Genomic DNA, 13,982 nt, shown 5'->3' on the forward strand with positions numbered 1-13,982 from the left:
TCAGGGCGCGTCGGTCCGGCCGTTGGAGGAGGCGGGCTTCTCCGGGGCGATGCGCCAGGCGGAGGTGCCGGCGGGGTCGTTCCAGAAGGTCAGCCGGTCGAAGCGCTCGAAGAGGTCCGGGGGCAGCACCGTGGCGCGGGCCTCGGCGCGCACCGGACCCGACACCCGATGCAGGCCCGGCGCGCCGAGCGGCCCGTCGAACTCCGGCGCGTCGTACTCGACGCTGTCGAAGTCGTGCTGGTGCCATTCCTCGCCGAGAAAGCGGTAGACCAGCCGCAGGCAGGCCTCCGGCTTCTTCGTCAGGATGTCGTAGTCGATCAGCAGCAGCCGGTCGGAGAGCTCGCCGTAATAGGCCTCCTTCAGCGCCGAATAGGCGAAGCCGACCACCCGGTCGCGGTGGCCGAGCGCCTCGGTGCGGCTGTAGACGGTGGCGCGCTCCTCGGGCGTCACGAAGAGCCGCGACGGCTCGAAGGCGTTCTTCCGCACCAGCCGCTCGAAGCTGTCCATGATCCAGGCGACGCTGCGCACGCAGGCGAGCACCTTCGCCTCCGGATAGAGCGCAGCGATCAGCGGCAATCGCGCCGACCACATGCGGTTGGTGTCGAAGATCACCTCGCGGCCGTCCTCTCCGGCGTAGTAGGCGTCGACGACGGCCTTGAGGATCGCCCGCCGCCGCGCCTCGTCGAGGAACACCGCCGCCTCGTTGCGCGGGCTCATCGCGTCGAGGAGCGTGCCGACCAGCCCGCCGACCGGCCCGGTCATCGCCGCCGAGAACCGCGGGTTCTGCCGCAGGAGCCCGGCGAGCAGCGTCGAGCCGGAGCGCGGCAGGCCGGCGATGAAGTGCAGGCGTGGCATGGGCGCTCCCCGTTCGCAGCGGCGCCAGTGAAGCGCGCCGCCGCCCGGAAGACAAGCCGGGCAGGCCGCGGCCGTTCTCCGGGGGCCGTGCGGACCCGCGCGCGGGGCGCGGGATTGCGCGGGCGGGCGGCTTCCCCTAAACGGTCCGGGCTTTCGCCCCAGAGCCGGAGCCTGCCCCCCGATGCGCCTTACCCAGTACTTCCTGCCGGTCCTGCGGGAGACCCCGGCCGAGGCCCAGATCGCCAGCCACCGGCTGATGCTGCGGGCCGGGATGATCCGGCAGGCGTCGGCGGGGATCTACTCCTGGCTGCCGCTCGGCTACAAGGTGCTGCGCCGGCTGGAGCAGATCGTCCACGAGGAGCAGCAGCGCGCCGGGCACATCCCGCTGCTGATGCCGACGCTGCAATCGGCGGACCTGTGGCGGGAGAGCGGGCGCTACGACGATTACGGGGCGGAGATGCTGCGCATCAAGGACCGCCACCAGCGCGACATGCTCTACGGGCCGACCAACGAGGAGCTGATCACCGACATCTTCCGCTCGGCGGTGTCGAGCTACAAGGATCTGCCGCTGACGCTCTACCACATCCAGTGGAAGTTCCGCGACGAGATGCGCCCGCGCTTCGGCGTCATGCGCGGCCGCGAGTTCCTGATGAAGGACGGCTACAACTTCGACCTGACCGTCGAGGACGCGCTGCACGCCTACAACCGCCACATGGTCAGCTACATCCGCACCTACGAGCGCATGGGGCTGAAGGCGATCCCGATGCGCGCCGACGGCGGGCCGATCGGCGGCGACCATACCCACGAGTTCCTGGTGCTGGCCCCGACCGGCGAGAGCGCGGTGTTCTACGACAAGGCCGTCACCGACCTGACGCTCGGCGACCGGGCGATCGACTTCCACGACCGCGGGCAGGTGGCGGAGATCGTCGCTACCTGGACGGCGCCCTACGCCCGCACCGACGAGCGGCACGACCCGGAGGCCTTCGGCCGCATCCCCGAGGAGCGCCGCGTCGAGGGCCGCGGCATCGAGGTCGGGCAGATCTTCTTCTTCGGGACCAAGTACTCCGAGCCGCTGAAGGCGATGGTGGTCAACGAGGCGGGCGAGCGCGTGCCGGTGCAGATGGGCAGCCACGGCATCGGCGTGTCGCGGCTGGTCGGCGCGCTGATCGAGGCCAACCACGACGACCGCGGCATCATCTGGCCGGAGGGGGTGACGCCCTTCCATGTCGGCATCGTCAACCTCAAGCAGGGCGACCCGGCCTGCGACGCGGCGAGCCTCGCCCTCTACGCCGGCCTGCGCGACGCCGGCCTCGACCCGCTCTACGACGACCGCGAGGAACGGGCGGGCGCCAAGTTCGCCACGATGGACCTGATCGGCCTGCCCTGGCGGCTGACCGTCGGCCCGCGCGGGCTGGCAGCCGGCAAGGTCGAGCTGACCTCGCGCCGGAGCGGCGAGAGCGAGGAGATGACGGCCGAGGCGGCGGTCGAGCGGCTGCGCGGCATCTACGCCGGGGTCTGAACGGGACCTGGCGTCGCCTCCGTCGCCCCTGCGCGCCGGCGCGCTCCGGGACGACGACCGGGACGAAGCGGTGCGTCGCTATCGCCGGTCGAGGCGAGTTTCGTCCCGGCCTCCGACCCTCCCCCGCCCCGCCGGCGCACCAAACCCTGCGCCCGGGCCGCCTGCCGCGCACGCGGGCGCTTGCGCGCCGGCCCCGCTGGCCTAGAATCGCGCCGTCAGGAGACCGCGCGATGCTGCAGACCGTTCCGACGCCCGACGTCGACGCCGACTTCCTCAACGCCCCGGCGCCGGCCGGGCGCGAGCTGCCGGAGTTCGACCCCGCGGGGCCCGACCGCTTCATCAACCGCGAGCTCAGCTGGCTCGCGTTCAACTGGCGCGTCATGGCCGAGGCGGAGAACCCGGCGACGCCGCTCCTGGAGCGGCTGCGCTTCCTGTCGATCTCGGGCTCCAACCTCGACGAGTTCTACTCCGTCCGCGTCGCCGGCCTGCGCGGGCTGGTGCGCGAGGGCGTCGCGGCGCAGAGCGCCGACCGGCTCTCCGCCGCCGAGCAGCTGCGCCGCATCGACGCGGACACCCGCGCGCTGATGCTGCGCCAGCAGGAATGCTGGGCGACGCTGCGCGAGCTGCTGCGCGTCGAGGGGATCGACATCCTGAGCCCCGCCGCCGTTCGCGCCGCCGACGTGCGCATGCTGGAGAGCTACTTCTTCGAGCAGGTGTTCCCGATCCTGTCGCCCCTCGCCATCGACCCGGCGCATCCGTTCCCCTTCATCGCCAACGGCGGCTTCGCCATGGGGCTGCAGCTGCGCCGCGAGGAGGACGGCGAGGTGCTGGAGGCGCTGCTGCCGGTGCCGGCGCAGGTGCCGCGGATGGTGGCGCTCGCGCCGGGGCCGAAGGGCGAGGTGCGCTTCCTGCCGCTCGAGGGGCTGCTCGAGCTGTTCCTCGACCGGCTGTTCCCCGGCTACGCCGTGCTCGGGACCTGCGCCTTCCGGGTGCTGCGCGACAGCGATCTCGAGGTCGAGGAGGAGGCCGAGGACCTCGTGCGCGAGTTCGAGACGGCGCTGAAGCGCCGCCGCCGCGGCGAGGTGATCCGCATGAAGATCACCGCCGACGCGCCGACGGACCTGCGCAAGCTGATCGTCCACGCGCTCGGGGTCGCCAACGACGAGGCGATCGACGTGCCGGGCATCATCGGCCTCGGCGACCTCGCCGAGCTCTGCCGGCTGCCGCGGCCCGACCTGCTCTGGCCGCCGTTCACGCCGCGGGCGCCCGAGCGGGTGACGGACTTCGAGGGCGACATCTTCGCGGCGATCCGCCAGAAGGACATGCTGCTGCACCACCCCTACGAGTCCTTCGGGATCGTGGTCGGCTTCCTGCAGCGCGCCGCGCGGGACCCGGACGTGGTGGCGATCAAGCAGACGCTCTACCGCACCTCGCGCGACAGCCCGATCGTGCAGGCGCTCTGCGAGGCGGCGGAGGACGGCAAGTCGGTCACCGCGCTCGTCGAGCTGAAGGCGCGCTTCGACGAGGCGGCGAACATCCGGCAGAGCCGGCGGCTGGAGCGGGCCGGGGCGCAGGTGGTCTACGGCTTCATCGACTGGAAGACCCACGCCAAGATCTCGACCGTGGTCCGGCGCGAGAGCGGGGAGCTCGTCACCTACACGCATTTCGGCACCGGGAACTACCATCCCGGGACCGCGGGCATCTACACCGACCTGTCGCTCTTCACCTGCGACCGGGCGCTGGGGCGCGACGCGACCAAGGTCTTCAACTACGTGACCGGCTACGTGAAGCCGGTCGAGCTCGAGAACCTCGCGATCTCGCCGCACATGATCAAGCCGCGCATCCTCGCCGGGCTGGAGGCGGAGATGGAGCACGCCCGCGCCGGGCGGCCGGCGCATGTCTGGGTGAAGCTCAACGCGGTGACCGACCCGACCGTCATCGACGCGCTCTACGCCGCGAGCGGGGCGGGGGTGAAGATCGACATGGTGGTGCGCGGCATCTGCTCGCTGCGCGCCGGGGTGAAGGGGCTCTCGGACAACATCCGGGTGAAGTCGATCATCGGCCGGTTCCTCGAGCATTCCCGCATCGTCTGCTTCGGCGACGGCCACGGCCTGCCCTCGCCGCAGGCGCGGGTCTACATCTCCTCGGCCGACTGGATGGAGCGCAACCTCGACCGGCGCATCGAGACGCTGGTGGAGATCGTCAACCCGACGGTGCATGCGCAGATCATCGACCAGATCATGGCGGCGAACATGGCCGACCAGGCGCAGAGCTGGGTGGCGCAGCCCGACGGCTCCTATCGCCGCCACACCCCGACCGACGACGAGCCGCTGTTCTCCTGCCACCGCTTCTTCATGGAGAACCCCTCTCTCTCCGGCCGCGGCCGCGCCGGCGCCCGCGACGTGATCAGCCTCGTCCGCAGCCCGGGCTAGGGAGCCGCTGACGGGAGGCGGGGAAATGTCGCACCGTGCGGCAGGGGTCAAGCTGTTGATCTAAATGTATAACCCTGAGCAGATAGATTTTATTTCGCGGACGATGACCCCGTTCCGCTGTGCCGGGGGATCGCACCCGAGGCCGTCCGCCGGGCCTGCCCGCCCCCGCCCGCCTTCGGCCGGGTGCATCAGCCCTCGCGGGCGCGATGGGCGGTCTCGGCGTCCACGGGCTCGCGGAGGGCGGCGAGGAGGGGGTGGCGGTCGGTGTGCTCGCGGCCGTAGCCGAGGTTGAAGGCGTAGTCGAAGCCGGCCGGGTTGGCGCCCTCGACATGCTGCAGGCAGGTCTCGATCCGGTCGAGCCCCTTGACCAGCCGCGCCTCCGGGGTCTCGGCCGCCGCGCATTCCTTCCAGAGCACACGGATCCGCGCCGCCGGGCCCGGCGGCAGCGAAGCGGCGATCGCCGCCACGTCGGCCCGCTCGGCCGCCGTCTTGTCGGCGCCACCCTGCAGCGGCGCCGGGATGTCGCCGCGGATCGCCTCGCCGAGGTCGTGGACGAGCAGGAGCTGCAGGAGCCGCTTGTGGTCGATCCCGGGCAGCTCGTCCTCCAGCGCCACCGCCATCAGCGCCAGCCGCCAGGAATGCTCCGCCACGCTCTCCCGCCGCCCCTCCCGCGTCCAGGAGTTGCGCGTCACGTCCTTGAGACGTCCCGCCTTGCGGAAGAAGGCGAGGAACCGTCCGACGGCGGTGGTGGCGGTGGTGGCGCTGGTCATCGGCGTCTCCGCGTGGCGCCGCCCCGGGGCGCCGCGGCGTCCCTATGCCGCGCGCGCCATCCGCGCAAGCTCTCGCCGCCGCCGACCGGGCGGACGGAGCGATCGAAGCCGCGGGGCCGCCGGGTGGGCAGCGTGCCGGGGGCGGCAAGGGGCGGTCCGGGCGGTTGAAGTCGGGCGGGCGGTCGGGCCGGTCACCGCTCCGCGGCGAGCAGGTTGACATGCGCATGTCACCCTGCGGGCGCCGTCGCGAGGCGAGACGCCGCCGCTGGTCGACCCTGCCGCCTCCATCACATAGCGTGCGCGCGGGAGAGTTCGTGCGGGGGCGGAGAACGCGCCGGCCCGGCTTCCGCGGGCGAACGTCCGGGCGACGCCCGGCTGCCCGACAGGGCACGAAGCTCCGCCGGCGGGGCGACGGCGCCGGACGGATCCGGGCCCGCGGTCGACGGGAGCGGGCGTTCAGGAATCCTGCGCGGCCGGCTCCCCGGCGGGGGGCGCGAGGCGGCCGGCGAGGGCGGCGTCGATCAGGGCCACCGTCTCCGGCAGCCCATAGAGCGCCACGAAGCCGCCGAAGCGGGGGCCCTGCCCGGCGCCGAGGAGGACCTCGTAGAGCGCGCCGAACCAGAGGCGGAGCGGGTCGAAGCCGTGGGCGCGGCCGACCTCGTAGAGCATCGCCTGCAGGGCCTCGGGCTCGGCGGGGCCGTCCCAGGCGGCGAGGCGGGCGCGCAGGTCGGCGAGCGCCGCCGCCTCGCGGGCGTCGGGGGCGCGGTGGCGCTTCGTCGGCCGCACCTGATCGCGGAAGTAGCGCACCGCGTAGTCGGCCGCGGCGTCGAGGCCGGGATGGCTTTCCGGGCTCGCGCCGGGGGCGTACTTGCGGATGAAGCCCCAGAGCACGCCCTTGTCGCCGGCGTTGGCGGCGCTGGCGAGGTTCAGCAGCATCGAGTAGGGCGCCTCCATGTCGGAGGCGGGCGGTCGGCCGGCATGGATGTGCCAGGCCGGGTTCTCCAGCCGCGCCGCAGCGTCCTGCCCCGGCCAGGCCCGCAGGTGCGCGTCGTACTCGTCCATCGCCTTCGGGATGACGTCGAAATGCAGCCGCTTCGCCGTGCGCGGCTTTCCGTACATGAAATGCCCGAGCGATTGCGGGCTCGCATAGGTCAGCCACTCGTCGATCGAGAGGCCGTTGCCCTTGGACTTGGAGATCTTCTGGCCCTTCTCGTCGAGGAAGAGCTCGTAGATCATGTGCTGCGGCGCCCGCCCGCCGAGGATCTCGCAGATCCGGTCGTAGATCGGCGCGTTGGTGGCGTGGTCCTTGCCGAACATCTCGAAATCGACGTCGAGCGCCGCCCAGCGGGCGCCGAAGTCGGGCTTCCATTGCAGCTTGACGTTGCCGCCGGTGACCGGGAGCGTCGTCTCGGTCCCGTCCTCGTCGTCGAAGGTGATCGTGCCCTCCGCGGCGTTCACCTCCTTCAGCGGCACGTAGAGCACGCGCCCGGTCTGCGGGCTGATCGGCAGGAAGCAGGAATAGGTCTGCTGGCGCTCCTCGCGGAGCGACCGGAGCATGACCTCCATGATCGCGTCGTAGCGCTCGGCGGCGCGGCGCAGGATCGCGTCGAAGCGGCCGGACCTGTAGAAATCGGTCGCCGAGATGAACTCGTACTCGAAGCCGAAGGTGTCGAGGAAGCGCCGCAGCATGGCGTTGTTGTGGGCGCCGAAGCTCTCGTGCTCGCCGAAGGGGTCGGGCACGGCGGTCAGCGGCTGCTGGAGGTGGGCGCGCAGCATCTCCGGGTGGGGCACGTTGTCCGGGACCTTGCGCATCCCGTCCATGTCGTCCGAGAAGCAGATCAGCCGGGTCGGGATGTCGGAGATCGTCTCGAAGGCGCGCCGCACCATCGTGGTGCGCGCCACCTCGCCGAAGGTGCCGATATGCGGCAGGCCGGAAGGGCCGTAGCCGGTCTCGAAGAGGGCATGGCCCTTGGCGGGCGGGTTGGCCTCGAGCCGGGCGAGGAGGCGGCGCGCCTCCTCGAAGGGCCAGGCCTTCGCCTCCAGCGCCAGTCCGCGCAGCTCGTCCATGGGTTCGCCCTCCGCCGTCGCGGCCTCAGGTAGCCGCGGCGGGCGGGAGGGTCAATGCGAGCGGGAGGCGCGCCCGGGCGCGTGGGGCGAGGGGCGGAGACGCAAGCGGCAGGGTGCGCGACGGCGCCCGCAGGTCGGGACGCGCATGTCAGCCGGTCGACGCGGAGCGGCGGCGGCGCTTGCGTGCGGCCCCCCGCCCGTGCCTTGACGCCGACCGCGCCCGGCCGTGCGCGCGCTCCGCCGCCGGCCGGCATAGGCCGGACCTCCGGCGCCGGATGCGATCCCCGCGAGGGCGGCCGGCGCGGCGCAAGGCGCGCGCGTCCGGGAAGGGCGGCTTGATCGCGCGGGGCTTCGGGCGCAGGGTCGGGGGGAGGCCGTCTGCGAGGGGTCCGATGCGCCTGATCGCCGTGCTTGCGCTGCTCGTGGCCGCCGGAGGCGCGGCGGCGGAGACGACCTGCCCGACCTCGGCCGAGGGGTTCGCCCGGCCGGTCGAGACGCACCCGACCGTCTGGTCGTTCACCGAGGGCCCCGACCGCGTCGCCGTCGGGCTCGCGCCGTCCTGGGTGCGGTTCGACGCGCTCGGCGGCGACGACGCCGTCTTCGTCGTCGCGCCCGCCGCCAGCGCCACGGTGACGGCGGGGGCCGGGGCCGACGTGGTGGTGGTCTGCGCGCTGCGCGAGGCGTCGCTGCAGATCAACGTCGGCGAGGACGAGGCGGTGGTGGGCGACGGCGCGCCCGACCTGATCGTGATCGAGCCCGGGCTCTTCCTCGGCGCCCCGCCGGGGGTGACGATCCAGATCATGGTGCAGGGCTTCACCAAGGGGCAGGATCGCATCCGCCTGCGCCTGCCGCCCGGGGTGACGCCGCAGGTCACGCCCCGCCCGGGGGTGACCTTGCGCGCCGGCCCGCTCCAGTTCCTGATCGCCCCGGTCGACGACCCGATGCCGGCCGGGGCCGAGAGCTTCGAGATCGAGCAGGTCGCGGCGGCGGCCCCGAACCCCTGGCCGGCGGTCGCGCCGGCGTTCTCCGGCTACGACCCCGGGCTCGGCTGCGCCTCGGCGCCGCCGGCTGCGGCCGTCCCGGCGCGGCTGGCGGACGGGTTCGCGATCTTCGCGCCCTCGGCCGGGCCGCTGCGCATCGAGGTGGCCGACGACGTCGTCCCGCAGGCGAGCGACGCGGCGGACCGGCTGCTCGCCTTCGGCGGGCTGCTGGTCTCCGCCGGCGCGGGCGCGGACCAGATCGTGGTCTGCGACTTCGCCGGCGACACCTTCACGGTCCATGCCGGGCCGGGGTCGGTTCCGGGGCTCGACCTCGACCCGGACACCATCGTGATCGACGCGGGGCGCCTGCAGGGCCCGCCGCGGCGGCTGACCATCCTCAACGTCAACCCGGTCAACGACCGCGTGGTGCTGCGCGTGCCGCCGGGGCTGGAGCCCGCCTTCGAGAAGCCGCGCTTCGGCATGGGCTTCCTGCGGGTCGGCACGCTCGAGGTCCACGCGATGGCGCAGATCTGGGAGCGGGGGCTCGACTACGAGCTCGACCACGCCGCCTTCGCCGTCGACCGGGTGGCGGCGCCGTGAGTCGGGCCGCCGTGAGTCAGGCCGCCGGGAGTCAGGCCGCCGGGAGCCAGACCTCGACGCGGCCGCGCGGCAGGTTGCGGTAGCGCCCGGCGAGCGAGATCGTCGCGAAGGGCTGGCCGAAGGCCGCCTGCAACGCCTCGGCGAGGCGGGCGGCGCAGTCGGCCTGCTCGGGCCAGTAGAAGCGCACGTCGCCGGCGGTGCGGGCGGCGTCGACGAGCTCGAGCCCCTCGGCCACCTGCCAGCCGGCGGCGAGCAGCAGGTCGCGGGCCTCGGCGGCGCGGGGACGCGCGGGCGGGGCGACGAACTGGATGTAGACGACGGGGGGCGCGGCGCCGCAGGCCTCGCCCGGCCCGAGCGCCGCGGTCGGCGCGGGCGTGTCGGGCCGCGGCGCGTCGGTCGCGGTCTCCGGCACCGATTCCGGGCTGGGCTCGGCCGGGGCCGCGACGGGCGGCGCGAGCGGGCCGCCGGTCCAGGTCTCGGGCAGCGCCACCTCCGCGGGCATGGGCGGCATCGCGGCGGCGGCGAGGCGGGTCGCCTCGCCCTGGCACTGCGCCTGGGCGAAGGTGGCCAGCAGCAGCCGGCAGTCCGTCCACATCAGCGGCCACGCATACCAGGAGAGGTCGGCGCCGAGCCGCGGGCAGTCGGAGGCGGCGCCGCCCGCGCCGGCCGCGGCGAGGGCGGTGGATTGCAGCGCGTCGAGCGAGCTGCCGCCCTGCGCCGCCAGCCGCTCGATCTGCGCGCCGATGGCGTCGGCGATCGGCTTGACGCTGCGCCGCGCCGTCTCGTCGCCGGCAAGGCGGCCGGCCTCGGCGACGTAGTAGCCGAGCGCGGCGCAGAAGGCGTGCTCGGGATAGGTGGCGCGGAACTCGACCAGCGTGCTGTGCGGGTCGGCGCGGAAGGCGGCGAGGTGCTCGGCGTCCTTCGCCTCCTCGACCGCCTGCCGGTTGATGTCGAGCTGCTTGCGGCGCTGGTCGTCGAAGCCGAACCACAGCGCGGTGGCGGCGGCGATCGCGGCGACGACGACCTGCCATTGCTGGAGGAGCGCCCCGAGATCGCCGAGGATCCCGCCCTTCTTCTCGCCCGCCCCCTTCTCGCCCGCCATCGCCGCCCCCGAAGCCGACGGCGGCAGGATACACCCGATCCACCCGCGGCGCGAGCAGGACGGCGGGGGCGGCGTCGGGTGGCGTCGGGGCGGGCCGGAGATCAAGCCGTTGGGGCCGCCCGGAAAAGCGGCGCCGGCGGCGCTACTGGCCGGCGGCCTCGACGATCGGGGCGAAGTCCGCGGCCTTGAGCGAGGCGCCGCCGACGAGGGCGCCGTCGACGTTCGCGACGGCGAAGATCGCGGCGGCGTTGCCCGGCTTGACCGAGCCGCCGTAGAGCAGGCGCACGCCGGCGGCCGCCGCGGCGCCGAGGCGATCCGCCAGGCGGGCGCGCAGGAAGTCGTGGACCTCGCCGATCTCCGCGAGGCTGGGGGTGCGGCCGGAGCCGATCGCCCAGACCGGCTCGTAGGCGATCACGAGGCTCGCCGCCGTGGCCCCGTCGGGGATCGAGCCGGCGAGCTGGCGGCCGACGACGGCGAGGGCCTCGCCCGCGTCGCGCTCGGCCTCGGTCTCGCCGACGCAGACGATCGCCGTCAGCCCGGCGCGCCAGGCGGCCGCGGCCTTGGCGGCGACGTCGGCGTCGCTCTCGCCGTGGTCGGCGCGGCGCTCGGAATGGCCGAGGATCACCGCCGTCGCGCCGGCGTCGGCCAGCATCTCCGCGGCGACGTCGCCGGTATGCGCGCCGGAGGCGTCCGCGTGGCAGTCCTGCCCGCCCAGCGGCCAGCCGCGCCCGGCGAGCCCGGCGAGGAGCGTCGCCGGCGGGCAGATCAGCACGTCGCAGCCGGGGGCAGGCAGCGCCGCGGTCAGCGCGTCGAGCACCGCGGCCGAGGCCTTCGTCCCGTTCATCTTCCAGTTTCCGGCGACGAGCTTCTTCGGCGGCATGGGCGGGACTCCGGGCGCGAGGGACGACGCCGGCCCGGGTAGCAGAGCCGTCCCCGGAGGGGAAGGGCCGGCGCCCTCGGGAGAAGCGCCGGCCTCGGGGAGGCGCGCGGGCGCGCCCCCCGCTCGGCCGCCGCTCGCGACCGGCCGCCTTTGCGGCCGGCCGCCCGGAGCGGCCGCAAGCGGCCGCGAGTCTTCCTTTTCTCCCCGCCCTTTGGCGGGGAGGCGCCTGCTCGATAGGGTTTCAAGCCAGTATGAACGCCTGAAGGGGGATCGCGGCGCCGGAGCCGCGCCGGGGGCCGGCGGCGGGGATGCGGCGGGCGGCGTTCATCCTCCGTTTACGCCCGCCATGCTAGCCGGCGCGCTTCGGCCGCGGGCGCGGCCCGGGACAGGAGCCCCCATGCCGGCAGGCCGCGCGTTTCCGCTCGATCTCACCCCGCCCCGCTTCGCCGAGGGCCTCGCCGACTGGGCGCGCGGCGACGGCGCGGGGTCTTGCGCGGGGTCCTGCGAGGACTGGCCCGCCGTCCGCCTCGTCCACGACGATCCCGACCTCGGCGACTGCCTGGAGCTGCGCATGACCGGGCGCGCCGAGCGGCTGCGCTACCTCGGCGAGACGCCGCTGCGGCCGGGCGCGGCCATCGAGGTGACGCTGCGCCTGCGCGCCGTCGCCGGCCCGGTCCCGCGCGCCCGCATCGCCGCCTGGCCGGGCGGGCGCGGCGGGCGCGTCCTCGCCGGCCTGCCGACCGGCGGCGCCTTCGCGCCGCTGCCCGCCGACGGCGCGCCGGTCGAGCGGCGGCTGGTCCTCGCCCGCGCCCCCGGGCCGGGGGTCGACCTCGCCTGGGACGGGCGCGCGCTCTTCGCCCATGTCGGGCTGGAGCTCGCCGGCGCGCCGGGCGGGGTCGTGCGCATCGCCGATCTCGCGGCGCGCGAGCGCGCCGGCCCCGCCCTCCCCGGCTTCGGGGCCGCCTGAGGCGCGTTGCCGTCGCCGCCGCCGCCGGGCTAGGATCGGCCCCGATCCGAAGCCAGGAGGCGCGAGATGCCGACCATCCGCCAGGACGCCGAGCTGCAGACCGTCATCACCACGTTCGAGACCAGCCCGGGCGCCTGCCTCGACCTGCTCGAGCTGCTCACCGACGCCTACGACGCCTTCATCCGGAGCCAGCCGGGCTTCATCTCCGCCGGCCTCCACGTCAACGACGCCCATACCCGCATCGCCAACTACTCGCAGTGGCGCAGCCGCCAGGACTACCAGGCGATGCTGCGCACCGACGAGATGCGCGCGCGCAACCGCGAGATCGTCAAGCTCTGCCGCAGCTTCGAGCCGGTGATGTACGAGGTTGCCCGCGTCTATTCCTGACCGGGTCCTGACCGGGCGGGCCCAAGGCGGCACGAGCCCGGCGGGCTTGCCCTCTCCCGGGCGCTCCCGTAGGACGGCGCCCGTCCCCGTCCGGCCGGAGCCCACGCCCATGACCGAGCCCCTGCGCATCGCCATCGCCGGCCTCGGCACCGTCGGCGCGGGCGTCGTCGCCATGCTGCAGACGAACGGCGCGCTGATCGCCGCGCGCGCCGGCCGGCCGATCGAGATCGCCGCGATCTCCGCGCGCTCGCGCCGCCGCGACCGCGGCGTCGACCTCTCTCCCTACGCCTGGGAGGACGACCCGGTGGCGCTCGCCCGCCGCCCCGACGTCGACCTCGTCGTCGAGGCGATCGGCGGCGAGGACGGCCCGGCCAAGGCCACCGCCGAGACGGCGATCGCCGGAGGCCGGCACGTCGTCACCGCCAACAAGGCGATGCTCGCCCGCCACGGCCAGGCGCTGGCCGAGGCCGCCGAGGCGCGCGGCGTGGCGCTGCGCTTCGAGGCCGCCGTCGCCGGCGGCATCCCGATCCTGAAGGCGCTGGCCGAGGGGCTCGCCGGCAACGCCGCGTCGCGGGTGATGGGGGTGATGAACGGCACCTGCAACTACATCCTCACCCGGATGGAGGCGACCGGCGCCCCCTACGCCGAGGCGCTCGCCGAGGCGCAGCGGCTCGGCTACGCCGAGGCCGACCCCGCCTTCGACGTCGGCGGCGTCGACGCCGCGCAGAAGCTCGCGCTCCTCGCCGCCATCGCCTTCGGCACGCAGGTCGACTTTCCCGGGGTCGCCGTCGAGGGCATCGAGCGGGTGTCGATCGCCGACATCGAGCAGGCGGCCGACATGGGCTACCGCATCAAGCTCCTCTGCGTCGCGCGCCTGACCGAGGCCGGGCTCGAGGCGCGCACCCAGCCTTGCCTCGTGCCCGCCCGCTCGCCGCTCGGCACGCTCGAGGGGGTGACCAACATGGTGGTGGTCGAGGGCGACTTCATCGGCCGCACCATCTACACCGGCCCCGGCGCCGGCGCCGGCCCGACCGCCTCGGCGATCGTCGGCGACATCGTCGACGTCGCCCGCGGCGCGGTCCGCCCGGCCTTCGGCGTCCCGGCCGCCTTGCTCGCGGCGCCGCGGCGGGCGGGCGACGGGGCGGAGGCGGCGTTCTACCTCCGCCTCGCGCTGACCGACGCGCCGGGGGTCCTCGCCCGCGTCGCCGCGGCGCTCGGCGACGAAGGCGTCTCGATCAACCGGATGCGCCAGTACGAGCACGCCACCGAGGAGGCGCCGGTGATCATCGTCACCCACCGCACCCGCCGCGCGGCGCTCGACGCCGCGCTCGCGCGCATCGCCTCCCTCGACGTCTGCGGCTCCGCCCCGGTGGCGCTGCGGATCGAGGAGGTCTGAACCCGCTTGCCGGCGGATCGCCTCGCT

At 74.5% G+C, this 13,982-nt stretch carries 11 protein-coding genes; 6 read left to right on the forward strand and 5 right to left on the reverse strand.

The genetic code is table 11. The features are described 5' to 3' along the window. Entirely contained in the window at positions 1-855 is an 855-nt protein-coding gene (locus KBB57_RS00190) for a sulfotransferase (protein ID WP_290744961.1), read from the reverse strand. 181 nt (positions 856-1,036) lie between these two features. On the opposite strand from KBB57_RS00190, the gene proS reads away from it, so the two are divergent. Both proS and KBB57_RS00200 read left to right on the forward strand, forming a co-directional pair. Further along, positions 1,037-2,374, forward strand: a complete 1,338-nt coding sequence (proS, locus tag KBB57_RS00195; RefSeq protein ID WP_290744964.1) for a proline--tRNA ligase — start codon at positions 1,037-1,039, stop codon at positions 2,372-2,374. A 230-nt stretch (positions 2,375-2,604) separates the two neighbouring features. Beyond that, entirely contained in the window at positions 2,605-4,806 is a 2,202-nt protein-coding gene (locus tag KBB57_RS00200; RefSeq protein WP_290744967.1) for an RNA degradosome polyphosphate kinase, read from the forward strand. 188 nt (positions 4,807-4,994) lie between these two features. Here the strand turns inward: KBB57_RS00200 and KBB57_RS00205 are convergent, their stop codons facing one another. Further along, the gene (locus tag KBB57_RS00205) at positions 4,995-5,576 is read right to left on the reverse strand and encodes an HD family hydrolase (RefSeq protein ID WP_290744970.1); all 582 of its coding nucleotides are present in this window, start codon (positions 5,574-5,576) and stop codon (positions 4,995-4,997) included. A gap of 456 nt (positions 5,577-6,032) precedes the next feature. Further along, entirely contained in the window at positions 6,033-7,643 is a 1,611-nt protein-coding gene (locus KBB57_RS00210) for a lysine--tRNA ligase (protein WP_290744973.1), read from the reverse strand. A 392-nt stretch (positions 7,644-8,035) separates the two neighbouring features. Here KBB57_RS00210 and KBB57_RS00215 point away from each other — a divergent pair, with 392 nt between their 5' ends. Next, positions 8,036-9,223: a hypothetical protein gene (locus KBB57_RS00215; RefSeq protein ID WP_290744976.1), complete on the forward strand. Its 1,188-nt coding sequence runs from the start codon at positions 8,036-8,038 to the stop codon at positions 9,221-9,223. Positions 9,224-9,254: 31 nt separating this feature from the next. On the opposite strand, the gene KBB57_RS00220 is transcribed toward KBB57_RS00215, so the two are convergent. After that, on the reverse strand, positions 9,255-10,325 hold the full coding sequence (locus KBB57_RS00220; RefSeq protein ID WP_290744979.1) for a hypothetical protein: 1,071 nt from the start codon (positions 10,323-10,325) through the stop codon (positions 9,255-9,257). Between the two features lie 142 nt (positions 10,326-10,467). Beyond that, positions 10,468-11,205: a triose-phosphate isomerase gene (gene tpiA, locus KBB57_RS00225; protein ID WP_290744982.1), complete on the reverse strand. Its 738-nt coding sequence runs from the start codon at positions 11,203-11,205 to the stop codon at positions 10,468-10,470. A 397-nt stretch (positions 11,206-11,602) separates the two neighbouring features. On the opposite strand from tpiA, the gene KBB57_RS00230 reads away from it, so the two are divergent. From KBB57_RS00230 to KBB57_RS00240, 3 genes are all read left to right on the forward strand, one after another. Further along, a complete protein-coding gene (locus KBB57_RS00230) occupies positions 11,603-12,172 on the forward strand; it encodes a hypothetical protein (RefSeq protein WP_290744985.1) in 570 nt (189 codons plus the stop codon). A gap of 66 nt (positions 12,173-12,238) precedes the next feature. Beyond that, the gene (locus tag KBB57_RS00235) at positions 12,239-12,559 is read left to right on the forward strand and encodes an antibiotic biosynthesis monooxygenase (protein ID WP_290744987.1); all 321 of its coding nucleotides are present in this window, start codon (positions 12,239-12,241) and stop codon (positions 12,557-12,559) included. A 109-nt stretch (positions 12,560-12,668) separates the two neighbouring features. After that, positions 12,669-13,955, forward strand: coding sequence for a homoserine dehydrogenase (locus KBB57_RS00240; RefSeq protein WP_290744990.1), 1,287 nt, complete (start codon positions 12,669-12,671; stop codon positions 13,953-13,955). The last annotated feature ends 27 nt before the right edge of the window (positions 13,956-13,982 follow it).

This window comes from Amaricoccus sp., assembly GCF_017993425.1.
GTDB lineage: Bacteria > Pseudomonadota > Alphaproteobacteria > Rhodobacterales > Rhodobacteraceae > Amaricoccus.